This is a genomic window from Kribbella sp. NPDC004536, assembly GCF_042873835.1.
Lineage (GTDB): Bacteria > Actinomycetota > Actinomycetes > Propionibacteriales > Kribbellaceae > Kribbella.
Map to the genome: position 1 here is coordinate 2,586,208 of NZ_JBIALY010000001.1, position 23,225 is coordinate 2,609,432.

A 23,225-nucleotide genomic window follows, 5' to 3' on the forward strand; every position below is an offset into this window, starting at 1 on the left:
GAGGGCGCCGATGGCTACTGGCATGACCGAGTCACGATGGGCGTCAGGGACAACGGCGAGCCGGGCCGTGGCGAATGGGTGACTCGTTGGCTGACGATCGCTCGGCCGAACCTTCGGGGCGGCTCGTACGACGCTTATGAGGTCGCGGTGTGGGTGCATCTCGTCCCAGGCCTGGGTGCGGCCCAAGCTGAACAAGCTGCAGCCCGAGCACCTAGAGCGCTTCTACACCAAGATGCAGAGGAACGGGTCGAGCGCTGGTACCGCGCATTAAGCGCACCGAACCATCCGGACGTCGCTCGGTGGGCCGAGAGGCGCGGTGCCTTTGACTGTCCCCAATCATGCGGAGAAGGCCGTTCCGCCGCGCCTTGACCTGGAGGGAGAGGACGAGATTGACCCGTACTCGTGAGCGAGATCCGGTAATTCTGGAAGAGGCGAACAAGCGGAGGAACAGTGCCCGATGGGCAATCGCGCTGGTCACTCGGCTTGCGTCAAGGAGAGGCGCTAGGGCTCAAGTGGACGGACATCGATCTGAAGACCGGTGTCCTGAGGGTTCGTCGTGGCCCCAATCGTCCGAAATACAAGCATGGGTGTGACGGTGAGCCGTGTGGACAGAAGCCGGGATTCTGCCCTAACAAGCAGAAAGCGCGGCCGGACACGGCGCCGACGAAGTCACGGGCGGGGCGCCGGACGATCGGCCTGCCGCCCGAGCTGACGAAGATTCTCCAAAAGCACCGGACGGCGCAGGCCGCTGAAAGGGCGACCGCTCGTCAGCTCTGGAAAGACCAGGGATGGGTGTTCGCCAAGCGGACCGGCGAAGTGGTCAGTCCGAAAATGGTGCTGTTGTTGCTCGCCGTGCCGGAGCGGGCCGTGATGACCTGATGGGTTGGTCCTCCTGATCGATGGCGACGCGGTACCAGCCCATCACTCAGCAGATCCGCATGGACATCGCGGTGAGGGTCGGAGGGTTGCTGTGGGAGGCGGCCGAGACCAAGAAGCGCAAGAAGAAGGCCAAGCTGAGGCGGAAGGCGAGGAGCCGGAGCGGGTTCTGAGCCTGCCCGAGGGGCGTGTTCAGACTGTCGTTGAGACCAACGACGCCGGGGCAGCTCTCAGATGTGGGGAGCCGCCCCGGCTGTTGTCTGCCCTCCGGGAGTCTGAAACCGCGCCCTGACCTGCGGCTCATTCACTCGGGAAGTATGGCGGAGGATACGAGATTCGAACTCGTGAGGGGTTGCCCCCAACACGCTTTCCAAGCGTGCGCCCTAGGCCTCTAGGCGAATCCTCCAAGCGAAGAGGATACCGGGCGGGGTGGGGAATCCGAAATCGGGGCGGGGGCTAGGGTCGGGTGGGTGGTGGAGTTGGGGTTGCGGGTGATCGGGCCCGGGGACCTGGATGCGGTGCAGGGGCTCATCGAGGCGGATCCGGGGTACACGGAGCGGATTACGGGGTATCCGCCGGGGGCGGCGGATGCGCAGAGTTTGTTGATGATGCGGCCGGAGGGGGTGGCCGAGGAGGCCAAGGTCGTACTGGGGGCGTTCGACGGGGAGCGGCTTGTGGCTGTCGTCGACCTGATCAGGGGTTTCCACAGGACGGCACGGCGTTCATCGGGCTGCTCCAGGTCCACGCCGGGCAGCAGGGGCGTGGGTACGGCGGTACGACGTACGGCCTTGTGCAGGCGTACGTCGAGAGCAGCTGGCCCGAGGTGCGGACCCTGCGGCTGGCTGTCGTCGACACGAACGCGGAGGTCGCTACCGGGTTCTGGGAGCGCCAGGGGTTCAAGGCGACAGGTGAGGCGCGCCCGTACCGGTACGACAAGCTTGAGTCGACCGCACGCCTCTACGAGAAGCAGCTAGCCGAGTAGTACTGGCGCCAGGGCTCGCCACTGCTCTACCGGCTGTGGCCCGGTGACGCCGGTGATGACATTCACTGCGACGTGGTCGGCGCCGGCGTCGAGGTGTTCGGTCAGCTTGGCCTTGATGTCGGCAGGACTTCCCCACGCGGCGAGTGCGTCGATCATGTGGTCCGGGAGCTCGGACAGGTCGCTCTGGTTGAACCCCTGGCGCTGCAGCGAAGCGACGTACCCGGGGATTGTCGTGAAGAAGCTGATGGTGTCCCTGGCGATCGCACGGGCCTTCTCGGCGTCTGTCTCGACCACTACGAGGTGGCCGACGGCCAGGAGCTTGTCCGGACCAAGAACCTTCCGCGCCTCGGCGGAGTACGGAGCACTCGTCAAGAACGGGTACGCGCCGGCAGTCCGCTCGGCAGCGAGCTCCAGCATCCGCGGGCCGAGCGCAGCGAGCACCCGGCGTTCCACAGGTACGTCGAGCTCGTCCAGGTAGGCGTTGAGCCTGGCGATCGGATTAGCACCGTGCGCACCGCCCAGACCGACCGTGAACCGACCCGGCGCAGCCTGCTCCAGAGCGGCGTACGCCGTACCCACCTCGGCTGCGCTGTACTTCACCACCGCCAAGATGCCGCTCACGAACTTGATGGTCGACGTAGCTTCGACCAGATCGCTGATGGTCTGCAGTCCAGGCAGCGGCCCACCGGACAGCCAGATGACCGGCCACCCCAGCTCCTCGGCTGTCCGCGCTGCCGCGAGCGACTCCGCGCTGCTGGTCAAGCCTGTCGTGATCCCGAAGCGCCCAAATTGATGATCCGTCACGCAGTCAGCTTGGACCGTCGGCGGCCGATCCGCAGCAGTGTTCGCTCAGAGCGAGCGCGGTACGTCGTACACCGCCGGCCCGGCGTCAGTGAAGTCGAACCCGTGGAACCCGCCCTGCCCGATCGGGTTCCCGCACAGGAACCGTCCGTGGATGCCGTCCGGATCCAGCGCGTCGACGCCGAGCCCGTACGGTCCGCTGTCCAGGATCGCGGTGTGCTCGATCCCGAATTCGTCCCAGCGGGCCACCAGCGCGTGCAGCGACTCCGGCGCATCGACCTCCAGCGCGAACACGTCCAGCCCCTCGACCGACGGCGCGCCCGGCACCGCGGTCCGCTCCCGGAGCGCGACGACGATCCCGGTCTCCCGGTCCGCCAGTGCGACCCCACGCAGTACGCCGGCCTCGTGGAACTCGGCGGCGAGCTCGAGATCAAGCGCGCGCCGGTACCAGTCGGTGCTCGCCCGCAGATCGTTCACCGGCAGCTTGGCCTGCCGGATCCGTACTTACCCCCTGTGCGGTGATGTGCCCGAGGGTAGGAGTCCGATTCCCGGTTGGCGAGCCTCATCCCGTACACTCTTTGCTGGTTCCCCGCGTGGCGGTATCTCGCCCAATCCCCCCAGGGCCGGAAGGCAGCAAGGGTAAGTGAGCTCTTCCGGGTGCGCGGGGAATCCTCATGTCTAGGCTTAGGGCTCCCAGATCGAAGAGGAGCCTGATGAACCCCGAGAGCCGTTACCTGCAGGATCTGATCATCGCCGAGCTCGATGTGCCTGCGGCGTTCGACGTGGACAGCGAGATCGAGTCGCGGGTGGAGTTCCTGGCCGACCGGCTCCGGCGGACCGGCGCGACGGCGTACGTGCTCGGGATCAGCGGCGGCGTGGATTCCTCGACCGCCGGGCGGCTCTGCCAGCTCGCCGTGGAGCGGGTGCGGTCGGAGGGCCGTCAGGCGACGTTCGTCGCGATGCGGCTGCCGTACGGCGTGCAGGCGGACGAGGAGGACGCCCAGCGCGCGCTCGACTTCATCAAGCCGGACGAGACGCTCACCGTCGACGTGAAGCCCGCGACGGACGCGATGGTCGAGTCGGTCCGGCACTCCGGCCTCGGCGACCGTGAGGACTTCCATGTCGGCAACATCAAGGCCCGCCAGCGGATGGTCGCGCAGTACCTCGTGGCGGGTGCCCGCGGCGGTCTGGTGGTCGGTACGGATCACGCGGCCGAGGCCGTGATGGGCTTCTTCACCAAGTACGGCGACGGCGCGTGCGACCTGACGCCGCTGTCCGGACTGAGCAAGCGGCGCGTCCGTGCGGTCGGCGAGCGGCTCGGCGCTGGGCCTGAGATCACCGGGAAGGTCCCGACGGCGGACCTGGAGACGAACAACCCTGGCGTCCCGGACGAGGCTGTGCTCGGCGTGACGTACGACGAGATCGACGACTTCCTCGAGGGTCACGAGGTCGACGAGAAGGCCGCGAGCACGATCATCGCGACACACCGCCGTACGGCGCACAAGCGGGCAGTCCCGCTCGCCTTCAGCTGAGGAACTCGGTCACCAGCTGTGCGAACAGATCCGGCTGCTCCGCATGTACGAAGTGCCCGACGCCGGCCGCGTAGTAGTACGTGCCTTGCCGTACGTCGGAGCGGAACAGCTGGATCTCCTTCGCGCTTGTCGCCGGGTCGTACCCGCCCTTGATCAAGAGGGCGGGCTGCGTGAGCTCAGCAAAGTATTGCAGTACGTCGTCGCCGAAGGTTGCTGAGCTGGTGATCTGCTCCGAGAAACGACCAGAACGTTCGTGGAACTCGTCTGCGATCTCAGTGTCGGCCGGTAGCTGCAGGCCGCGACCGCCCGGGCCGGTGTAGATCTCCATGCGGCGCTCACCGAGCTGGGCGAGTAGTGCGACCCGCTCGTCCCACATGGCCTTCGTCGCTGGACCGGTGTGCGGCGGGAGCTCGGCGCCGGGAAGCAAGGGCAGTGCCGCGCCCGACCAGGGTCTCGGTGGCGAGCACCATGTCCCAGCCAGGGTTCTCGAAGACGACCTTGCTGATCGCGTCCGGGTGCATCGCGGCGTACCGCAGCGCGATGCGGCCGCCGTACGAGTGACTGATGACCGACCACTGAGCGATGCCGAGCTTCTCGCGCAGCGCCTCGTAGTCGGCGACCAGGTCGAGCTCACTGACCGGTCCGGTGAGCGGGTCGGACTGTTGTACACCGCGTTGGTCGACGCCGATCAGGTGGAAGCTGTGAGAGAGGCGCTCGCCCTGCAACTTCAAGAAGTCGTACGAGCCTGCGCCTGGACCACCGTGGATGAAGAGGACGGGCGGGGCGTCCGCGTCACCATGCTGATCGACGTACAGCCTCGTGTCGCGGATCTCCGTCAGCATGAAGCTGAGCCTAGGCGGTATGTGCGAGTTGCACCTGGCGCACGCGATTCGCGAGGCGGGCCAGCCGGATGGTGGCGATGTTCCGATACGCCGGGCGTAGGACGTGAGCGAGCGGGCCGGACTGGTCGAACGTGTGGGTGACCCGGCCGTCCGCGCCGATGGTCCACGTGCCGACCTCACGGAAGCCCGGGACCTGCCAGACGATCTCAACCCGGTCTGCCTCGACGACCGTGTACTGCAGCTCACCGGAGAAGCCGGGGCGCACGCGGAGCGCGTAGCGAGTCCCCGGGTTCGTCTCGCGGGGGCCGTCGATGGCGATGAACGCCTCGTTCCACTCCGGCAGACCGAGGGCGTCCAGCAGCACCTGCCGGATCGCTGCCTGGCCGGCGTGGATGGTTTCGGTGGCCTGTTCCATGACTAGTTCTCCTGGTGGGCGAGTGCGGGACCCCGGCGCCGGGCCAGCGCGGCCCCGGTCGGAAAGGCGTCGGCGAGCGAGCGGAGCGTACTGATGGTCTCGTCGAGCGCCTGGCCGGCGAGATTGTCGTGCAGGGTGCGGTGCAACCGGTTCTCCGCGGTGACGATGCGGCGGTGCAGTGCCCGGCCTTCAGCCGTCAGGCTGAGCGTGAGGTAGCGCCGGTCGACCTGGTCGATGCCCCGTTTCACCAGGCCTTGGGCGACCAGGCGATCGACGAGCCGGCTCGGGCTGTTGCCGGTCTCGCAGACGAGCAGGCCGCCGAGTGCGTTCAGCGTCATCGGGCCGTGGTCGCGGAGGACCCGCAGAACCTCTGCCTGTGAAGGCGTGATGCCCAGCGGGCGCAACTCGGCGGCGAGCAGCCGATTGCCCTCGCGCTGGATCGCCAGCACCAGATAGCGAAACTCCTCGACAACCTTCATGCCAGATATATTACACGACACGTATGTCGTGTCATCTGTCCGGCGCGAATGTCTTCGGTTTGTTGTTGCCTGCGGCTCCAGTTCCGGACGAGTTCCGGAGAAAGTCCGGTCGAGGTCATGGTCAAGGTGCAGCGCGGCTGGCACAGTGGCTTCATGAAGGGTCTGATGCAGAACTACCAGCTGTCGCTGGACACGATCTTCCGCCGGGCCGAGCAGTTCTACCCGGACAAGACCGTCCATACCGGCGGTCCGGCGCCGACCACGCTGACGTACGCCGAGTGGGCCGATCGGACCAGACGCCTCGGCGGGGTGCTGGACACGCTCGGGATCAGCTCCGACGGCCGGGTCGCGACCTTCGCGTGGAACTCCGGCCGCCACCTCGAGCTGTACTTCGCCGCGCCGTGCACCGGCCGGGTGCTGCACACCCTCAACATCAGGCTCTTCCCGGACCAGGTCGTCTACATCGCGAACCATGCCGAGGACGAGGTCGTGTTCGTCGACCGTTCGCTGCTCGGCCTGTTCCTACCGCTGCTCGAGCGGATGCCGCAGGTGCGCCACGTGGTGGTGATGGACGACCTGCCGGCGGGCGCGCCGGGGACCGAGGTCCCGGACGACCCGCGGTTCCACGACTACGAGGAGTTGGTGGCGGCCGCGTCACCGGTGGAGTTCCACGTCGCGGACGAGAACCAGGCCGCCGCGATGTGCTACACGAGCGGTACGACCGGAAACCCGAAGGGCGTCGTGTACTCCCATCGGTCCACCTGGCTGCACTCGATCGGCGTGCTGACCAACGCCGGCATCGGGCTGGCCGAGACAGACACGGTGATGCCGGTGGTGCCGATGTTCCATGCGAACGCGTGGGGCCTGGCGCATGCCGCTCCGATGGCGGGCGCGTCGCTGGTGTTCCCGGGGCCGGACATGAGCCCGCAGGGGATCCTCAAGCTGCTGGTGGAGCAGGAGGTGACGCTGTCGGCCGGCGTACCGACGATCTGGCAAGGGCTGTTGCCGTTGCTGGACGGGGTCGAGCTGCCGAAGCTACGGCGGATCCCGTGCGGTGGTTCCGCCGTACCGGAGGCGCTGTCGGAGGCCTTCCGGAAGAAGCTCGGCCGGCCGATCCTGCAAGCGTGGGGAATGACCGAGACGAGCCCGGTCGCGACCGCGTCCCACGTCCCGTCGCGCAACATGGACCTTCCCGAGGAGGAGCAGGCCCACCTGCGGGCACGGGCCGGTCTGCCGCTGCCCGGCGTCGAGGTCCGGATCGTCGAGCCCGCTTCGATCACCGCGCTGCCTTGGGACGACGAGGCCACCGGCGAGCTGCAGGTGCGCGGCCCGTGGATCGCCGCGGAGTACTACCAGCCCGACGACGGTGCACAGCTGAACACCGAGGACGGCTGGATGAAGACGGGCGACGTCGCCGCGATCGACCAGTACGGATCTGTCCGGATCGTTGACCGCACCAAGGATTTGGTGAAGTCGGGCGGCGAGTGGATCAGCTCGGTCGAGCTGGAGAACCTCTTGATGGCCCATCCGGCGGTGAAGGAGGCTGCCGTTATCGGCGTGCCGCACCCGAAGTGGGACGAGCGGCCACTGGCATGTGTCGTGCTCCAGGAGGGCTCGGCCGTGACGGGCGAGGAGATCCTCGACTACCTACGTCCCCAGGTCGCCAAGTGGTGGCTGCCGGACGCGGTCGAGTTCATCGAGGAGGTGCCCAAGACCTCGGTCGGCAAGTTCTCGAAGAAGGACCTGCGCACTCGGTTCGCCAACTACCACCTGAAATAGTTTGTTGCCGTCGGCACCTGGTTCAGGAGAAGTCGACGCCGAAATGATTGCGGAGGTGTAGCAGGGTCGCTTCGACGAACTCGGTGGGCCAAGGGTTGTCGGTGAGCTTGGCCAGCGCGGTGCCGCGAGTGATGAACTGGCGGCAGAGGTACTGGTTGGCCGCGATGATGTCGGACGGCTCGGTGCCGGCCGACGGGACGGCTTCGAGGGTGGCGCGCTGCTCGTCGGACAGCAGCGGGTTGAGGCGTTTGACTCCGCCGGTCCGGCGCACGCCGCGTTCGGCGAGCATCAGCGCGACGAGCTGGTCGCGGATGACGCCGACGCCCTGGTTGCCGACGATCCGCTCGTCCCGCCCGAGCACCGTGACGAGATTGCCGAGGAAGTAGAAGAACAGCCCCACGTTGACTGCCGGCCAATACGGTTCGCCCGGCCGGCCGCCCGTTGGCGCGAGGTCGCCGTCCGGGAACAGCGTCCCGTCCCGGTCGAACAGCACCCGCGCGCCGTCGTACTGGAACCGGTCGAAGGTCGCGAGCGGGTGCGCGAAGAGATCGACGTGCAGCCAGTCGGCGGTGATCCCCAGCCCGCCGATCAGCCCGGGGACGCGGTCGGTGTGAACGGTCGGTCCGGCGACTTTACGCAGTACGTCGTCCCAGTGCTGCTCGAACCAGTCGATGCTGTCGTCCGTGACGACCAGGTGTACGTCGACGTCACTGAAGCGGTCGGCCAGCCCGGTGGCGTAGCTGCCGACCAGGTACACCGCGAGGATCCGCTCGTCCGCGGGCAGCAGATCCCGCGCGCGAACTATGACTTCCTGCTGCCGATCGTCCCCAGCCGTCATCGACCCAGCGTAGGCCGCCCCAAGCCCAGCTGGCCGCCGGCCGTGGCGCGGGCATGAACCGGCCCATGGGGTGGGTGCAGCGCGGGTGTGGCACGGACGCCCACCCGGCCCGGGCGTGGGCACGGCGTGGGCGTTGTGTGGGCGTTGTGTGGGCGGGTGTGGGTGTGGTGCGGGGCGTGAGTGTGGTGCGGGCGTGGGCGGGAAGTGTCGGGGGGCAGCGCTAGGGTTGCGGCGTGGAAGCGCCTCTTGCCTTGTATCGCCGGTACCGCCCGGAAACCTTCGCGGAGGTGATCGGGCAGGAACACGTCACCGCCCCGCTGCGGAACGCGTTGAGTAACAACCGGGTCAATCACGCCTACCTGTTCTCCGGCCCGCGCGGCTGTGGAAAGACCACCAGCGCGCGGATCCTCGCCCGCGCGATCAACTGTGAGAAAGGCCCGATCGCCGAGCCGTGCGGGGTGTGCAAGTCCTGCACCGACCTCGCCCGCGGCGGACCCGGCAGTATCGACGTGATCGAGATCGACGCGGCGTCGCACGGTGGTGTGGACGACGCCCGCGACCTGCGTGAGCGGGCGTTCTTCGCGCCGGTCGAGAGCCGCTACAAGATCTACATCATCGACGAGGCGCACATGGTGACCACGCAGGGCTTCAACGCCCTGCTGAAGCTGGTCGAGGAGCCGCCGCCGCACCTCAAGTTCATCTTCGCGACCACCGAGCCGGACAAGGTCATCGGGACGATCCGGTCCCGGACGCACCACTACCCGTTCCGGCTGGTGCCGCCGAAGGTGCTCGCCGACTACATGGCGACCCTCTGCGCGTCCGAAGGCGTCTCGATCGAGCCGGCCGCGCTGCCGCTCGTCGTGCGGGCCGGCGCCGGTTCGGTGCGTGACTCGCTGAGCGTGCTCGACCAGCTGATCGGCGGAGCCGGGCCGGAGGGCGTGACGTACGAGCTCGCGGTGGCGCTGCTCGGGTTCACGCCGGACTCGCTGCTCGACGCGTGCGTGGACGGGTTCGCGGCGCACGACAGCGCCGCCGTGTTCGAGACGGTCGAGAAGGTCATCGAAACCGGACAGGACCCGAAGCGGTTCGCGGAGGACCTGTTGCGGCGGCTGCGGGATCTCGTCGTACTGTCCGCCGTACCGACCGCTATAACTTCCGGGCTGATCGAGGCTGCGGAGGATCAGGGTGAGCGTCTCCAGACCCAGGCCGCCGGGATCGGCCCGGCTGAGCTGACTCGGGCCGCGGACATCGTTGCCGCCGGCCTGCTGGAGATGCGTGGCGCGACGGCGCCGCGGCTGCAGCTGGAGCTCATCTGCGCCAAGGTCCTGCTGCCTGGCGCCGACGACTCCACCAACGGCATCCAAGCCCGCCTCGACCGCATGGAACGCCGCCTGACAATCGGAGTCCCAGCCGGTACGCCGGAAGCCGCCGGGGCAGCTGGTACGACGTCGTACCCGCAACCGGACGCAACCGGAGCCGGAGCTGCCGACGCAGCCTCGAGCCGTGCAGCCGCCCGAGCAGCCGCGAGCGCCGGCTCCCGCCCGGCCTCCAGCCAACCCGAGCCGAGCGCTGCCGCAGGCACCCGACCCACGGCCGGCGCCGGCGACACCCTGACCGGCGCTGGCGACACCCTGACCGGCGCCGGCGAGAGCCGGACCGGCGCGGGCCGCGCCTCGGGCGACGGCGGGGCTGGTGCTGATGGACCGGGCATTGGCGGCCCGGCTGGTGCGGAGGCGCCGACCGGTGGTGGACGGGCGAGCGACGGGTTGGGCCATGGGTCTACCGGTCCTACGTCCATTGGTGGAGCGGACGGCAGCGCGTCAGGTGGTCACGTGGACGCGGCTGAGACGCGCCTCGGACCGGGTAGCGAGTCGTCTGCTGGTGCGGCGGGCGGTTCGTCGACTACCGGAGGCGGTCCGGCGGCCGCTGGCGGTGGGGGCGGACAACCTGCGGGTCGTGGACGTGGAGCAGGTGCTCCGGCGGCGGGTGGCTCGTCTGGCGGGCGTACGGGCGCTTGGGGAGATGAGCCCTCGGGGCAGTCGTCGCACTCCGGGGCTGGATCTTCCGGCGGTGGGGGTTCGGCTCCGACTGTTGCTCATGCGACCAGCGCGGCGGCCGCCAACCCTCCGGCCGCTGCTCCGGGTGCCGGTGCGGCGCCGGCGGGCGGGACCGTTGGGCTCGCGGATATTCGGCGGTTGTGGCCTGAGGTGTTGGAGGCGGTCAAGGCCAAGCGGCGGTTCGCCTGGATCATGCTGAGTCAGAACGCTCAGGTCATCGCGATCGACGAGCAGACGTTGACCCTCGGTCTGGTGAACGCGGGGGCGCGGGAGAGCTTCGCGCGTTCCGGCAGCGATGAGATTCTGCGTCAGGCGATGATCGACACGATCGGCGTCAACCGCCGCGTCGAGGCAGTCGTCGACCCGTCGACCGACCCAGGCGCCGGCGGACCCAGCGGCGGGCCAGGCGGTCGCCCAGGTCCACAGCCGACCAGCCCGCAACCAGGCGCCCCTGGCGCCGCGGGCCACACCGGCGCACCAACAGCCCAAGACGCGCCCGGAACAGGTACCGCCGGAGCAGGTGCTGCCGGAGCGCCAGGTGCTGGTGGTCCGGGTGCCGGTGGACCGGGTGCTGGTGGTCCGGGTGCCGGTGGACCGGGTGCCGGTGGACCGGGTGCCGGTGGACCGGGTGCCGGTGGAACAGGTGCCGGTGGAACAGGTGCCGGTGGAACAGGTGCCGGTGGAACAGGTGCCGGTGGAACAGGTGCCGGTGGACCGGGTGCCGGTGGAACAGGTGCCGGTGGAACAGGTGCTGGTGGAACAGGTGCTGGTGGAACAGGTGCTGGTGGGCCGGGTGTTGGCGGTTCTGGGGCCGGTGGTGCCGGTGCAGAGGGCCAGGGCGTCGCCGGGCCCGGTGGCAGCGGACCTGATGCTGGAGGTGCTGACGCTGCTGGTCCTGCCGTTGGCGGAGCGGTTGCTGGAGTTCCTGGTGTAGGTCGACGCGGCGATGCCGGTGGAGCTGGGGTTGCTGCGTCTGGTGGTTCTGCAGCGGGTGACGTCGGCGGTGAGCGATCGAGTGGTGCGGGCTCGGGTGACTGGGAGTCCGGTGGTGGGGGTGCTGGCGACGCTCAGTTGGCTGCGGCGGGGTCTGGTGAGTTCGGGGCTTCTAGTGCGCCGGGTGCTGCTGGCATGGGTGCTGGTCCTGGTGCTGGTGCTGGTGCTGGTGGCGGGGCTGGGACCGCGGGAGCGGCCAACGCCGGAGGTACAGGCGGCGGTGTGGCGGTGGCTGGTGGGGCTCGGAGTGGGCAGTGGGGGAATGGGGCTGCTGTTGACTTGCGGGAGCCGCCGGACTCTGAGTACGACGAGGTACCGCCGGAGGAGCCTTGGGAGGAGGGGCCGATCGGGCATCCCGCCCAGCGGGCCGCTCAGCAGGGCGGGCAGCGGGTCGGGAAGCAGCAGGTGGGGGGCCGGGCCGGGCAGAAGCAGGATGGGGATCGGCGGGAGCAGGCGGGCAGTAAGCGGCGGGCGGCTGAGGCGGCTGTGGCTGCCGAGCAGGCTCGGCTGGCGGCGGCTGCGGCTTCGGCGGCACCTGAGGTACGGCTGACGCCCGAGGAGGAGGCGGATGTGATCGGGGAGGACGACATGGTCCTCGAAGACGACTCCCGGTCGCATACCGATCTGCTTCGAGAGACGCTCGGCGCGCAGATCATTCTGGAAGAACCTAACTGAGTCATCCGAGCTCGGCGAAGGCACGGTCACCCAGGTCCTGGATGCACGCACCTGAGGCCGGTCCAACAGAGTTGTCCACAGGTCTGGGTGGGGTGTGACGGTGGGTATCCACATGTTCACAACCCTGTGGACGGGGTTGCCCACAGGGTTGTGGACAACTTGGGGGAGACAGGGCGGTTTCCGGGTGCGGGTGGGGTTGTCGGGGGAACCGGCTAGTGTTGAGGCTCCGGCTTCGGGTGTGTCTGGGCCGGCGTCAAGGTAGCGGGTTCGGACCGAGGAGATCGCGGTGTTCGACGGTGGCGGTGCTGGGGGCTTCGACATGTCCAACCTGCTCGCGCAGGCGCAGGCGATGCAGAACCAGCTGATGGAGGCTCAGGCCGATCTCGAGGAGCAGGAGATCGAGGGGTCGGCCGGCGGTGGTCTGGTGACCGCGCTGGTGTCCGGTACGGGCGAGTTGCTCAGTCTGGACATCAAGAAGGAGGCCGTGGACCCGGACGACACCGAGACGCTGGCCGATCTGATCGTTGCCGCGGTGCGGGACGCCTCCGAGAATGCCAAGCAGGCTGCGGCCGCGGCGATGGGTCCGCTGGCCGGTGGGCTCGGCGGGGCCTTCGGCGACGGCGGGATCCCTGGGTTCGGTGGCGGAGCGCCGTCGGCGCCGGCCGGTTTCGGGCTGCCGAGCGCGACCCCGCCCGCGGTGGAGGCCGGTGACGAGCCCGGCGCTCCGGGCGCGGGCGAGCGCGGCGCGGGCAACCCGAGCGCAGGCGCGAGTGGCACCCCCGGTGCCGGTGAGCGCGGCGCGGGCAACCCGAACGCGGGCGGTAGCGGCAACCCGGGCACGGGCGCCAACCCGGGCACGGGCGCCAACCCGGGCACGGGCGCGAGCGGCGCCCCGGGTGCGGGTGGTCAGGGGCGGGGTGTCGGGTTTGTGAACCCGGGGAGCTCGGCCGGCGACGCCGGTCAGAACCAGGGCTGACGTGTACGAGGGGGCCGTTCAGGACCTGATCGACGAGCTGGGACGTTTGCCGGGTGTGGGTCCGAAGTCGGCGCAGCGGATCGCGTTCCACCTGCTGGCCGCGGACGAGACCGACGTACGGCGGCTGGCGCATGTGCTCGTGCAGGTCAAGGAGAAGGTCAAGTTCTGCGAGATCTGCGGCAACGTCGCGGAGGAGGTGCAGTGCCGGATCTGCCGGGACCCGCGCCGCGACCTGAGCCTGATCTGTGTGGTCGAAGAGGCCAAGGACGTGGTGGCGATCGAGCGCACCCGCGAGTTCCGTGGCCGGTACCACGTGCTCGGCGGGGCGATCTCGCCGATCGAGGGCGTCGGGCCGGACGAGCTGCGGATCAAGGAGCTGATGCAGCGGCTGGCCAGCGGTGAGGTGACCGAGATCATCCTGGCCACCGACCCGAACCTCGAGGGTGAGGCGACCGCGACGTACCTGAGCCGCCTGCTGCGGCCCATGGGCTTGCGCGTCACCCGATTGGCTAGTGGACTTCCTGTAGGCGGTGACCTCGAGTATGCCGACGAGGTCACACTCGGACGGGCGTTTGAAGGGCGACGATCGATCGATGACTGAACCAACCGATATTGCGGAACGCGCATTGGCCACCGACAGCGAGGACCTGACCGAGTTCGCCGAGCAGATCGCCGACCAGGTCCGGAGCTTCCTGATCTCGGTACGCGACATCGCCGCGCAGCCGGACGAGGACGGGGTCGACGAGGGCCTCGCCTCGCTGCCGTACCTACTGCTCGAGGTCAGCCAGTTGCTGCTGGCCGGCGGCCGGCTCGGCGCGTTCGAGGACTTCGTACCGGAGGAGCGCTTCGAGAGCGACGCCGGCCCGGACCCGGACCTGGACGCGATGCGGGACCGGCTCGCGGTGCTGTTCGAGGGCCTGGACGAGTACGCCGAGGTCTTCGACCCGTACGCGGCTCCGCCGGAGATCACCGTCAACCGGCTCTCCGACGACCTGACCGCGATCGCGACCGACCTGGTGCACGGCCTCGCGCACTACGAGGACGGCCGGGTGGTCGAGGCGCTGTGGTGGTGGCAGTTCTCGTACGTCTCCACCTGGGGCGCGGCCGCCAGCGCCGTACTGCGGGCCATCCAGTCGCTGATCGCGCACGACCGGCTCGAGCCGGCCCACGACGCCGAGACCGAGGCCACCGACCGCGAACTGGTCGAGGTCGCCGAAGAGGCCGTGCAGCGCCGCTGACGGAGTTATCCACAGCTTGCTCCTGACCGCCCCACGCGGGGGTCCGCCGCCCATAGGGTGAGGGCTCGACGACGGTCAGGAGGCCCGCTGTGGAGGAACAGACGTACGCGAAATTCAGTGCGTCCCGGGTGCGTTCGGTGATCACCGCGCCGATCGCGACGCTGCTGGCGTTGGCCCTGCTGCCTCGCGATTTCTTCGACCTCAGCAAGTACCCAGTGACCACCGTGATCCTCGATGTCCTGTTCGTGGTCTTCCTGTACGTCGCGGTGCGGACCTGGATTGTCGTCATCCGCGGCCCGGTCAATCTGCGGTTGGCTGCGGACGGCTTGACGATGCGGCGCGGTCGCCGTGAGCTGACGCTGCCGTGGGCCGACGTCTCACTGGTCCGGATCAGCTGGAAGTCGAAGGTTCCGTGGGTCGTGGTGTGGCTTGCCGAGGCAGTGCCGGCGGACCGGGTGCCGGTTCGTGCGGAGCGGGACGGGAGTTACCGGGTGCTGCCGATCGGGCGTGGGCGGTCGGTGCGGCGGCGGATGAAGCAGGCCGCCGGCTTCCGCACCGAGATCATGGGGTACGCAGGGCGCTACATCGACGTGTCTTGGGATTGAATGGCGAGATGTCTGTTCTCGAACTCGTCCAGCGGTTGCCGAAGCCCGACGTCGTACGGCGGGTGAGCCGGGCGCTCGCGGTGCTTGATCTGGTGCTGAACGAGGACGCGAGCACCCGGTACTACGACTTCGACGCGCGGTGGTCTGCCACTGAGGAGGCCGCGCTGATGCGGGACGGGTCCGGCGGTGAGTACTCGATCGTGTTCTCGCCGGACGGGGTGTTCGGGTACGGGTTCGACCACGAGTCGCCGCTGTCGCCGTACGTCAACGGGATGAAGCCGTGGCCGAGACTGCTCGACGGGATCCCGGAGGTGTTCCACGAGCAGCGGGATGACAACGCCTTCAACGAGGACGGCACGCCGCGGGCAACCGTGTGCTTCTGGCGCACCACGGACGACGACGCCTGGCGGTGTGGGCCGGTCGAGAACGCGGACCGCGACGGTGCGGATCAGTTGTTCGACCTGATCGCGGACGGCCGCCCGGAGGCGTACCTGACCTTCGCGGAGGAGTACTACGAGGTCGCGCTGGACCTCGAGCCGATCCGGTACGTGTACGCGTTGATGCCGTTGACGGAGTACGTCGTCACGTCACTGAACCGCGAACGCCGCCTCACCGACCTGAAGGAAAGCATCGCCGAGATCGGCTACCCGAGATCATGAGTCGGTACAGCTAATCGGGCAGCATCGGCATCTCGAGGCCCGGCTTCTTGCCGAGGAGGGCGCCGCGGGTGATCGCGTTGGTGCCGAACTTGTCCTTGACCAGGTCGAGGGCGGTGTCGAGTTCGTTGTTCGCGGCCTTGTCGAACGGGAGCGCGAGTTGCAGGGCGGCTTCGTTCTCCAGGTTGCCCACCGAGATGCCGATCATGGTCAGGCCCTGCGTCGTGATCAGCGGCTGCGCGGCCCGGAGCAGAGCTCTTGCGGTGACGAGAACTGCCCGCGTCTGATCTGTTGCCTGGGGCAACGTATGTGAGCGGGTCGCACGGGTGAAGTCGTCGAAGCGGAGGCGTAACGTGACCGTCCGCCCGGAGCGGCCGGCCGAGCGCATCCGGCGGGTGACGCGGTCGACCAGGCCGGCGAGGATCGCGTCGAGAGTTGCCGGGGACTTCGGTGACCGGCCGAGCGCGCGCTGCGAGCCGATCGAACGCCGTCGGCGACCGACCTCGATCGGGCGTGGGTCGCGGTTGTGGGCGAGGGCGTGCAGGTGCCGCCCGGAGGCGCGGCCGAGCATCGCGACCAGGGCCGCCTCGGGCAGCATCGCGACGTCGCCGACCTTGGTCAGCCCGCGGCTGCGCAGCTTCTCCGCGGTGACCTCGCCGACGCCCCACAGGCGCGAGACGTCCAACGGGTGCAGGAAGTCCAGCTCGCCGTCCGGCGCGACCTCGAGCAGGCCGTTCGGCTTCGCGACGCCGCTGGCCACCTTCGCCAGGAACTTCGTCCGCGCCACCCCGACGGTGATCGGCAGGCCGACCCGGGACAGCACCTCGGCCCGCAGCCGGGTCGCGATCTCCACCGGTGTCCCGCGAATCTTCCGCAGGCCGCCGACGTCGAGGAACGCCTCGTCGATCGACAGCCCCTCGACCAGCGGCGTGGTGTCCTCGAACACCTTGAACACGGCCTTGCTGGCCTCGGAGTACGCCGACATCCGCGGCTCGACGACGATCGCGCCGGGGCAACGGCGGAGCGCCTGGCCGCCGTTCATCGCCGTCCGGACGCCGTACGCCTTCGCCTCGTAGCTGCAGGCGAGCACGACGCCGGCGCCGACGATCACCGGGCGGCCGCGCAGGCGTGGGTCGTCGCGCTGCTCGACCGACGCGTAGAACGCGTCCAGATCGGCATGCAGGATCGTCGCCGCGCCACCTGGGGACACGAACACATGTTCGCATAAACCGTGGACAAAATGAGATAGGGAGAATTCCTGAAGCGGCCGACATCGATGTCAGGAAACAATGCACGTTATGGACCTGTCGGCGTACCGCGATCTCTGGAAGACCCGTGGCGTGATGGCGCTGCTCGGCTCGGCGTTGATCGCGCGGCTGCCGGTGCTGGCGACGATGGTCCCGCTGTCGTTCCTGGCCAAGGACGCGGCCGGCAACTTCGGCTGGGCCGGTGTGGTCGCCGGCGCCTACTCAGTCGGTACGGCGGTCGCCAGCGTTGTGTGGTCCCGCATGGCCGACCGTAAGGGCGCCCGCAAGGTTGTCATTGGCACGGGCATGGCCTGGGGCGCCTCGATGGCAGTGGTCGCGCTCCTGCCGTACAGCTGGTATCGCCTGCTCCCGGTGGCGGCTGCCATCGCGGGAGTCTGCGTAGCTCCGGTCACCTCAGCCCTACGTGCGAACTGGCCGCGGATCGTCCACGGTTCGCGGTTGCGGGCTGTCTACTCATTGGACGCGACCGCACAAGAGCTGCTGTTCGTCATCGGCCCCATGTCCGGTGCGGTCATCGTCAGCTTCGCGAGCCCACGTGCGGGGCTCCTGGCCTGCGCTGTGACCGCAGCCGCGAGCATCTGGTGGTTCGGTGTCCTCCAGCAACCCGTTACTGCTCACGGTGAAAGCTCAGTCCGACGGCCGACAGCCCGCGAGCTCCTGTTCCATCAGCACCGTACGCCGCTGCTCCTAGCGTGGGCCTGCCTTGTCATGGGGTTCGCCGCGATGTCCCTCGGCATGGTCGCGGTCGCAGACCAGCACGGTAACCGGCTGATCGCAGGCGTACTCGAGATGGTCGCCGCGATCGGCAGTGTGAGCGGAGGTGTCATCAATGGAGCCCTGCCTGGCAGGCACAGCTCCTATGTCTGGCGGCGGATGCTGGCCCTCGCCACGCTGGTCGCCGGGTGCATCTTCGTGACCCAGTCCGTTGTGGTCCTCGCGGTCATGATGTTCGCGGCCGGCTGCCTGATCGCTCCGACGATCGCAGCCGTCTACGAGCGCGTCGGTGAGCTCACGCCGCAGCCCGCGCACACCGAGATCTTCGGGTGGGCGCAGAGCGGCGGCATGGTCGGTTCCGCAGTCGGCTCGGCCGTCGCAGGTGCGGTGGTCGAGGCGTTCGGCGTTCGCTACGCGTGGGTCCTGGCGGCCGGTCTCGCCGTACTCGCGACCCTGTCCCTGCTGCGCGTCCCGCCCCACCGGCCGCTGGACATGAGCGTCGTCGACGGTACTGCGGTCGCCGCGTAACGCACTCGGTAGTTCGCCTCGAGTACGCCGCCGTCGCGGGCGCACATCGAGATCAGTCGGAGCTGCCGACGGTCCAGCAACGTACCGCGGCCGGCGGCGACGGGGTGGATCAGCAGCGACACCTCGTCGACCAGGCGCCACTTGAGCAGTGAGCGGACCAGCGTGAGGCTGCCGATCACCTGCAGGTCGTCGCCCGGTACCGACTTCAGCGCGGTCAGTACCCGGCGGAGCTCCCCTTGGAGCAGCTCCGTATCCGCGTGCGCGACCACGGGCCGGGAGCCCACGACGAGGTTCCGGGTGTACTCGAGTCCGCCGAGCGAACCGGCGTACCGCTCGAACGTCCGCCGGCCGAACAGCACGGTCCCCCCAGCAGGCATCAGCTGGCCGAGCGCAGCGCGCGGCAGCCACTGTTCCGGCCGCTCCACGATGCCGTCCTCGGACATGCACAGCCTGGCCACTATGTTCCGCATACCAACCAGATGCAGTCGATCCCGCAAAGGTTATTGGCGGCGCCCACGGTGCAGCTCGGTCTCCAGGGCGTCCAGGCGGTTCATCCAGAACTTGCGGTACCGGTCCAGCCAGGTATCGATCTCCCGCAGCGGCTCGGGGTCGACCGCGTACAGCCGGCGGGTGCCGTCGACGGTCACGGTCGCGAAGCCGTTGTCCCGGAGCACCTTCAGGTGCTGGGAGACGGCCGGCTGGCTGATCCCGAACTCCGCGCCGATCGTGCCGGCGATGCTGCCGGCCGGCAGTTCGCCCTCGGCGAGCAGCTCCAGGATCCGGCGCCGAACCGGGTCGCCGAGGATGTCGAACGCATGCATCCGCCAATTATTTCAGCGATGGCTTATATGAACAAGGACCATTTCCGGTGTGCGGTGCGCCCGGTCGGGGAACGTTCGGTCTGGACGGTGATCTGCCGGACCGGGTGCTGGTCAGCCGGTAGGCAACGGGCAGGTCACGGCTAGAATGACCGATGAGACTACGCCTGGTGCAACGCCGCACGGCGTACCGCAACCAGTGGTTTGAGGAGACAACGCTGTGGGACGCGTCGTACACAAGTACGGCGGTTCTTCGGTCGCCGACGCCGATTGCATCAAGCGCGTGGCCCAACGGATCGTCGCGACGAAGAAGGCCGGGAACGACGTGGTGGTCGTCATCTCCGCGATGGGAGACACCACCGACGAACTGATGGACCTGGCCCAGCAGGTCTCGCCGCTGCCGCCGCCGCGCGAGCTCGACATGCTGCTCACCTCGGGTGAGCGGATCTCGGCCGCGCTGCTGGCGATGGCGATCGCGAACCTGGGCTACGAAGCACGCAGTTTCACCGGCTCGCAGGCCGGCGTGATCACCACGTCCGCACACGGCAACGCGCGGATCATCGACATCACGCCCGGCCGGATCGAGGAAGCGCTGACCGAGGGCCACATCGCGATCGTGGCCGGGTTCCAGGGCGTCGCCCAGGACACCAAGGACATCACCACGATGGGCCGCGGTGCCTCCGACACCACGGCGGTCGCCCTGGCCGCCGCGCTGGAGGCGCAGTACTGCGAGATCTACACCGACGTGGACGGCATCTTCACCGCGGACCCGCGGATCGTGCCGGCCGCGAAGCAGATCCCGAAGATCTCCTACGAGGAGATGCTCGAGATGGCCGCCTGCGGCGCCAAGGTGCTGCACCTGCGCTGCGTCGAGTACGCGCGGCGCTACAACGTCCCCGTCCACGTGCGTTCCTCCTTCTCGCAGAAGGAAGGCACCTGGGTCGTCGATGCGAAGGAACTGGATCAGATGGAACAGGCGATCATTTCGGGTGTCGTGCAGGACCGCGGCGAGGCCAAGATCACCGTGGTCGGGGTGCCCGACAAGCCGGGCGAGGCGGCCCGGATCTTCGAGACCGTCGCCGGTGCCGACACCAACATCGACATGATCGTGCAGAACGTGTCCGCGGTGGCGACGAACCGTACCGACATCTCGTTCACGCTGCCGCGTGCCGACGGTGCCCGGGCGATGTCCGCGCTGGCCCGGATGAAGGACGAGGTCGGCTACGAGCAGTTGCTGTACGACGACCAGATCGGCAAGGTCTCCGTCGTCGGGGTCGGAATGCGCTCGCACCCGGGCGTATCCGCGAAGTTCTTCTCCGCACTCGCCGACGCCGGCGTGAACATCGAGATGATCTCCACCTCGGAGATCCGGATCTCGGTGGTCGTGGACGAGAACCTGGTGGACGCTGCCGTGACCGCGGCGCACACCGCATTCGATCTGGACGACGAGCACACCCAGGCTGTCGTGTACGGAGGAACGGGACGGTGACCCCTGTGAGCGCTGTGGAGAACACGATCGAGGACCGGACGGGCCTGCCCTCGCTGGCGGTGGTCGGTGCGACCGGCGCCGTCGGGACGGTGATGCTGGCCCTGCTCTCCACCAGACAGAACGTCTGGGGCGAGATCCGGCTGATCGCCTCCGAGCGCTCGGCGGGCAAACAGCTCGTGGTCCGCGGCGAGACCGTCGAGGTGATCGCGCTCAGCGAGGACGCCTTCGACGGCATCGACGTGGCGATGTTCGACGTACCGGACGAGGTGTCCGCGCACTGGGCGCCGATCGCCGCCGCCAAGGGTGCGGTCGTGGTGGACAACTCGGGGGCGTTCCGGATGGATCCGGACGTACCGCTGGTGGTTCCGGAGGTGAACGCCGAGGCCGCGCGGAACCGTCCCAAGGGCATCATCTCGAACCCGAACTGCACGACGCTGTCGATGATCGTGGCGATGGGTGCGTTGCATCACCGGTACGAGCTCGAGCAGCTCGTCGTCGCGTCGTACCAGGCCGCGTCGGGGGCTGGCCAGTCCGGGATCGAGGCGTTGTACGACCAGCTGGCGAAGGTGGCGGGTAATCGTGAGCTCGGGAGTACGCCGGGCGATGTGCGGCGGGTCGTCGGGAACGATCTCGGTCCGTTCGCGGCTCCGTTGGCGTTGAACGTCGTGCCGTGGGCCGGGTCGTTGAAGGACGACGGGTGGTCGTCGGAGGAGCTGAAGGTACGGAACGAGTCGCGGAAGATTCTCGGGCTGCCGGATCTGAAGGTGTCCGCTACCTGTGTACGGGTGCCGGTCGTGACGACGCACTCGCTGTCGGTGCATGCGCGGTTCGTGCAGGAGGTCGACGCCGACGGGGCTCGTGAGGTGCTGCGGGACGCGCCGGGCGTGCTGTTGTTCGACAACCCGGCCGAGGGCGAGTTCCCGACGCCGGCGGACGTGGTCGGCACCGACCCGACCTGGGTCGGCCGGATCCGCAAGTCCCTCGACGACCCGAACGCGCTCGAACTGTTCGTCTGCGGCGACAACCTCCGCAAGGGCGCGGCCCTCAACACGGCCCAGATCGCCGAGGTAGTAGCCAAGGAATTCATCCCCGCCGAGGCGTGACGAGTGAGGGGCCTCACACGGCCCCTCAGTCAACTACAGCCAGTTCTCGCGGGCGGCGTGGAGGGCTAGCTGGAAGCGGGTGCTGGCGCCGGTGCGGTTCATCAGGCGTTCCAGGTAGCGGAAGAACGTGCGGCGGCTGATGCCCAGGGTGCGGGCGATGGTGTCGTCGGCGGCGCCGGTGGCCAGGAGGGCCAGCAGGCGGCGTTCGATGGGCTCCAGGCGGTCGTCCTCGGTACCTACCGACGCGTGCAGCGGCAGCGCGTTGCGCCAGCACAGCTCGAACATCCCGATCAGCGCGGTCAGCAGGCTGCTCGGGCGGATGATCAGCAGCGAGCGGTTCACGTCGGTGTCGCGGACCGACATCGACACGTACCCGATCGAGCCGTCGATGATCGTCAGCTTCGCCGGTACGTCGGGCAGTACCCGCGCCTGCTCACCCGCCTCCACACACGGCAGGATGTTCTCGGTCAGGTACCCGGGCACCTCGACGGACTCCGGCGAGTACACGACCCGGTAGCCGACGCCGCGCTTGAGGTGGTCGATCTCCTCCTGGTTCGGGCCGCCGATGTAGTACGGCGGGGAGTCGATGGCGAGGATCTCCCGCTGCGCGCTGCCCTTGATCTGGTGGATCCGCTCGACGATCGCGCTGCCGGTGACGACCTCGATCAGGTGCGTGGTGGACTCGTTGTGCACGGTCCGGCGGAACTCGTCGTACGCGTTCAGCACCTCGATCCGGGCCTGCTTCAGCTCGGACTCGCGGCGCAGCGTCATCGCCTCCAGGCCGGCGTCCGGCGGGACCGGCAGGTACCGCGAGTGGTCGGAGCCGGAACGGCGCGCCAGACCGGCCTGCACCAGCCCGCCGAGGGTGCTGTCGATCGGCGCCTGCCGGTCGGGGACGGCGTCGTCCAGTTCGGTGATCGACGACGGCCCGGTCCGCAGCAGGTGCTGGTAGACCTTGATCTCGTCGTCGTTGAGCCCGAGCACCTTCAAATGGTCGGCACGCTCCGTGTCCGTTGTGCTCACGACCCTTCCCTCCCTGCCGATTGCTGTCACCGCCCGCTACCGTCCCTCCAGGTTAGAGGGGCCGATCCAACCCCGAAGCCACTGTCCGTGTCGGCGCACATGCACGCAGCGATATTTGTTGTCCTGTCAGCATTCTTGTGCCGTGTCACCATCTGGCCACCACTTCTGCGCAGTTGTGAGCGAGAATTGAGGTCCAGCAGCCCGGCGACGGACCACCTGAGCGCCGCCGGGCTGCTGTTCCAATTCTGGCCTCTGTTCGCTGTCGCGTCAGCGGAGCCTGTTTCGGTTGGGTCTCGATCCCGGCGCATCGGTGCCCTCGCACTTCCGTGCCATCACCGGCTGTGCCGGAGGGTGTACAAACTGTGGCATCTCCCATCGTGAGGCCGATCAGGAGGAGTGCCCGATGCGACCGATTCCGCCGTGTGCCGCCGCCCGTCGTGTCAGGTGTGCCGTCCCCAGCGCGAAGGCATCTTTGCAGGGATTCCGCGTAGCGCTGTCCTCCCGAAACGGCCTCGGTAGGCCGATGACCGCCGCCCTG

24 protein-coding genes, 1 tRNA gene and 1 other RNA gene are annotated in these 23,225 nt (G+C 68.6%); 14 read left to right on the forward strand and 12 right to left on the reverse strand.

Annotated elements, in window-relative coordinates:
- Positions 1-450 precede the first annotated feature (450 nt).
- Positions 451-879 (forward strand): hypothetical protein, encoded by a 429-nt coding sequence (locus ACFYRU_RS12980; RefSeq protein WP_387656993.1) that lies wholly within the window; start codon positions 451-453, stop codon positions 877-879.
- A 315-nt stretch (positions 880-1,194) separates the two neighbouring features.
- On the opposite strand, the gene ACFYRU_RS12985 is transcribed toward ACFYRU_RS12980, so the two are convergent.
- Positions 1,195-1,282, reverse strand: a tRNA-Ser gene (locus ACFYRU_RS12985).
- Between the two features lie 384 nt (positions 1,283-1,666).
- Here ACFYRU_RS12985 and ACFYRU_RS12990 point away from each other — a divergent pair.
- Positions 1,667-1,858 carry a hypothetical protein gene (locus tag ACFYRU_RS12990; RefSeq protein WP_387656995.1) on the forward strand — a complete coding sequence of 64 codons (192 nt, stop codon included), beginning with the start codon at positions 1,667-1,669 and terminating at the stop codon, positions 1,856-1,858.
- Here the strand turns inward: ACFYRU_RS12990 and ACFYRU_RS12995 are convergent.
- Together ACFYRU_RS12995 and ACFYRU_RS13000 are read right to left on the reverse strand one after the other, a co-directional pair.
- Positions 1,847-2,662 carry a TIGR03620 family F420-dependent LLM class oxidoreductase gene (locus tag ACFYRU_RS12995; RefSeq protein ID WP_387656998.1) on the reverse strand — a complete coding sequence of 272 codons (816 nt, stop codon included), beginning with the start codon at positions 2,660-2,662 and terminating at the stop codon, positions 1,847-1,849. The genes ACFYRU_RS12990 and ACFYRU_RS12995 overlap by 12 nt on opposite strands.
- A 45-nt stretch (positions 2,663-2,707) precedes the next feature.
- A complete protein-coding gene (locus ACFYRU_RS13000; protein WP_387658107.1) occupies positions 2,708-3,157 on the reverse strand; it encodes a VOC family protein in 450 nt (149 codons plus the stop codon).
- Between the two features lie 82 nt (positions 3,158-3,239).
- Here ACFYRU_RS13000 and ffs point away from each other — a divergent pair.
- Positions 3,240-3,336: signal recognition particle sRNA small type (ffs, locus tag ACFYRU_RS13005), an RNA gene on the forward strand.
- A gap of 36 nt (positions 3,337-3,372) precedes the next feature.
- Entirely contained in the window at positions 3,373-4,191 is an 819-nt protein-coding gene (nadE, locus tag ACFYRU_RS13010) for an ammonia-dependent NAD(+) synthetase (protein ID WP_387657001.1), read from the forward strand.
- Here nadE and ACFYRU_RS13015 read toward each other — a convergent pair.
- From ACFYRU_RS13015 to ACFYRU_RS13030, 4 genes are read right to left on the reverse strand one after another with little or no spacing between them, the layout of a single operon-like run.
- Positions 4,184-4,567: an alpha/beta fold hydrolase gene (locus tag ACFYRU_RS13015; protein ID WP_387657004.1), complete on the reverse strand. Its 384-nt coding sequence runs from the start codon at positions 4,565-4,567 to the stop codon at positions 4,184-4,186. The genes nadE and ACFYRU_RS13015 overlap by 8 nt on opposite strands.
- The gene (locus ACFYRU_RS13020; protein ID WP_387657007.1) at positions 4,527-5,033 is read right to left on the reverse strand and encodes an alpha/beta fold hydrolase; all 507 of its coding nucleotides are present in this window, start codon (positions 5,031-5,033) and stop codon (positions 4,527-4,529) included. The genes ACFYRU_RS13015 and ACFYRU_RS13020 overlap by 41 nt, the downstream gene beginning before the upstream one ends.
- Positions 5,034-5,043: 10 nt before the next feature.
- Entirely contained in the window at positions 5,044-5,448 is a 405-nt protein-coding gene (locus ACFYRU_RS13025) for an SRPBCC family protein (protein ID WP_387657009.1), read from the reverse strand.
- 2 nt (positions 5,449-5,450) lie between these two features.
- Positions 5,451-5,927, reverse strand: a complete 477-nt coding sequence (locus ACFYRU_RS13030) for a MarR family winged helix-turn-helix transcriptional regulator (RefSeq protein ID WP_387657011.1) — start codon at positions 5,925-5,927, stop codon at positions 5,451-5,453.
- 153 nt (positions 5,928-6,080) lie between these two features.
- Between ACFYRU_RS13030 and ACFYRU_RS13035 the strand changes: the two genes are divergently transcribed.
- Entirely contained in the window at positions 6,081-7,706 is a 1,626-nt protein-coding gene (locus ACFYRU_RS13035; protein WP_387657014.1) for a long-chain fatty acid--CoA ligase, read from the forward strand.
- 22 nt (positions 7,707-7,728) lie between these two features.
- Here ACFYRU_RS13035 and ACFYRU_RS13040 read toward each other — a convergent pair whose 3' ends face one another.
- Positions 7,729-8,544, reverse strand: a complete 816-nt coding sequence (locus ACFYRU_RS13040; protein ID WP_387657017.1) for a nucleotidyltransferase domain-containing protein — start codon at positions 8,542-8,544, stop codon at positions 7,729-7,731.
- Positions 8,545-8,777: 233 nt separating this feature from the next.
- Between ACFYRU_RS13040 and ACFYRU_RS13045 the strand changes: the two genes are divergently transcribed.
- The 6 genes from ACFYRU_RS13045 (at position 8,778) to ACFYRU_RS13070 (ending at position 15,747) form a co-directional block, all read left to right on the forward strand.
- Positions 8,778-12,269: a DNA polymerase III subunit gamma and tau gene (locus ACFYRU_RS13045; RefSeq protein ID WP_387657020.1), complete on the forward strand. Its 3,492-nt coding sequence runs from the start codon at positions 8,778-8,780 to the stop codon at positions 12,267-12,269.
- Positions 12,270-12,555: 286 nt separating this feature from the next.
- Positions 12,556-13,245 (forward strand): YbaB/EbfC family nucleoid-associated protein, encoded by a 690-nt coding sequence (locus tag ACFYRU_RS13050; protein ID WP_387657023.1) that lies wholly within the window; start codon positions 12,556-12,558, stop codon positions 13,243-13,245.
- A 1-nt stretch (position 13,246) separates the two neighbouring features.
- Complete coding sequence (gene recR / locus ACFYRU_RS13055) at positions 13,247-13,846, forward strand: recombination mediator RecR (protein ID WP_387657026.1); 600 nt, start codon at positions 13,247-13,249, stop codon at positions 13,844-13,846.
- Positions 13,839-14,483, forward strand: coding sequence for a DUF5063 domain-containing protein (locus ACFYRU_RS13060; RefSeq protein ID WP_137252074.1), 645 nt, complete (start codon positions 13,839-13,841; stop codon positions 14,481-14,483). Before recR ends, ACFYRU_RS13060 begins: the two co-directional genes overlap by 8 nt.
- 89 nt (positions 14,484-14,572) lie before the next feature.
- On the forward strand, positions 14,573-15,088 hold the full coding sequence (locus ACFYRU_RS13065) for a hypothetical protein (protein ID WP_387657030.1): 516 nt from the start codon (positions 14,573-14,575) through the stop codon (positions 15,086-15,088).
- Positions 15,089-15,096: 8 nt separating this feature from the next.
- Complete coding sequence (locus ACFYRU_RS13070; RefSeq protein WP_387657033.1) at positions 15,097-15,747, forward strand: hypothetical protein; 651 nt, start codon at positions 15,097-15,099, stop codon at positions 15,745-15,747.
- A gap of 10 nt (positions 15,748-15,757) precedes the next feature.
- On the opposite strand, the gene dinB is transcribed toward ACFYRU_RS13070, so the two are convergent.
- Positions 15,758-16,954: a DNA polymerase IV gene (gene dinB, locus ACFYRU_RS13075; protein ID WP_387657035.1), complete on the reverse strand. Its 1,197-nt coding sequence runs from the start codon at positions 16,952-16,954 to the stop codon at positions 15,758-15,760.
- A gap of 88 nt (positions 16,955-17,042) precedes the next feature.
- Between dinB and ACFYRU_RS13080 the strand changes: the two genes are divergently transcribed.
- Complete coding sequence (locus tag ACFYRU_RS13080) at positions 17,043-18,254, forward strand: MFS transporter (protein ID WP_387657038.1); 1,212 nt, start codon at positions 17,043-17,045, stop codon at positions 18,252-18,254.
- On the opposite strand, the gene ACFYRU_RS13085 is transcribed toward ACFYRU_RS13080, so the two are convergent.
- Together ACFYRU_RS13085 and ACFYRU_RS13090 are read right to left on the reverse strand one after the other, a co-directional pair.
- Positions 18,137-18,724 carry a dihydrofolate reductase family protein gene (locus ACFYRU_RS13085; RefSeq protein ID WP_387657041.1) on the reverse strand — a complete coding sequence of 196 codons (588 nt, stop codon included), beginning with the start codon at positions 18,722-18,724 and terminating at the stop codon, positions 18,137-18,139. The two genes, ACFYRU_RS13080 and ACFYRU_RS13085, sit on opposite strands and share 118 nt — an antisense overlap.
- Positions 18,725-18,754: 30 nt before the next feature.
- A complete protein-coding gene (locus ACFYRU_RS13090) occupies positions 18,755-19,075 on the reverse strand; it encodes an ArsR/SmtB family transcription factor (RefSeq protein ID WP_387657043.1) in 321 nt (106 codons plus the stop codon).
- A 217-nt stretch (positions 19,076-19,292) separates the two neighbouring features.
- Here ACFYRU_RS13090 and ACFYRU_RS13095 point away from each other — a divergent pair, with 217 nt between their 5' ends.
- Entirely contained in the window at positions 19,293-20,561 is a 1,269-nt protein-coding gene (locus ACFYRU_RS13095) for an aspartate kinase (protein ID WP_141857346.1), read from the forward strand.
- A 5-nt stretch (positions 20,562-20,566) separates the two neighbouring features.
- Positions 20,567-21,664, forward strand: a complete 1,098-nt coding sequence (locus ACFYRU_RS13100; protein WP_387657046.1) for an aspartate-semialdehyde dehydrogenase — start codon at positions 20,567-20,569, stop codon at positions 21,662-21,664.
- Positions 21,665-21,697: 33 nt separating this feature from the next.
- Here ACFYRU_RS13100 and ACFYRU_RS13105 read toward each other — a convergent pair whose 3' ends face one another.
- Positions 21,698-22,687, reverse strand: a complete 990-nt coding sequence (locus ACFYRU_RS13105; protein WP_387657049.1) for a helix-turn-helix domain-containing protein — start codon at positions 22,685-22,687, stop codon at positions 21,698-21,700.
- Positions 22,688-23,225 lie beyond the last annotated feature (538 nt).

Bases quoted from the DNA above. Each gene is read 5' to 3' on its own strand.
- nadE (WP_387657001.1), top strand. From the start codon at position 3,373: ATGAACCCCGAGAGCCGTTACCTGCAGGATCTGATCATCGCCGAGCTC.
- ACFYRU_RS13015 (WP_387657004.1), bottom strand. From the start codon at position 4,567: ATGTGGGACGAGCGGGTCGCACTACTCGCCCAGCTCGGTGAGCGCCGC.
- ACFYRU_RS13020 (WP_387657007.1), bottom strand. From the start codon at position 5,033: ATGCTGACGGAGATCCGCGACACGAGGCTGTACGTCGATCAGCATGGT.
- ACFYRU_RS13025 (WP_387657009.1), bottom strand. From the start codon at position 5,448: ATGGAACAGGCCACCGAAACCATCCACGCCGGCCAGGCAGCGATCCGG.
- ACFYRU_RS13030 (WP_387657011.1), bottom strand. From the start codon at position 5,927: ATGAAGGTTGTCGAGGAGTTTCGCTATCTGGTGCTGGCGATCCAGCGC.
- ACFYRU_RS13035 (WP_387657014.1), top strand. From the start codon at position 6,081: ATGAAGGGTCTGATGCAGAACTACCAGCTGTCGCTGGACACGATCTTC.
- ACFYRU_RS13040 (WP_387657017.1), bottom strand. From the start codon at position 8,544: ATGACGGCTGGGGACGATCGGCAGCAGGAAGTCATAGTTCGCGCGCGG.
- ACFYRU_RS13060 (WP_137252074.1), top strand. From the start codon at position 13,839: ATGACTGAACCAACCGATATTGCGGAACGCGCATTGGCCACCGACAGC.
- ACFYRU_RS13070 (WP_387657033.1), top strand. From the start codon at position 15,097: ATGTCTGTTCTCGAACTCGTCCAGCGGTTGCCGAAGCCCGACGTCGTA.
- ACFYRU_RS13080 (WP_387657038.1), top strand. From the start codon at position 17,043: ATGGACCTGTCGGCGTACCGCGATCTCTGGAAGACCCGTGGCGTGATG.
- ACFYRU_RS13085 (WP_387657041.1), bottom strand. From the start codon at position 18,724: ATGCGGAACATAGTGGCCAGGCTGTGCATGTCCGAGGACGGCATCGTG.
- ACFYRU_RS13090 (WP_387657043.1), bottom strand. From the start codon at position 19,075: ATGCATGCGTTCGACATCCTCGGCGACCCGGTTCGGCGCCGGATCCTG.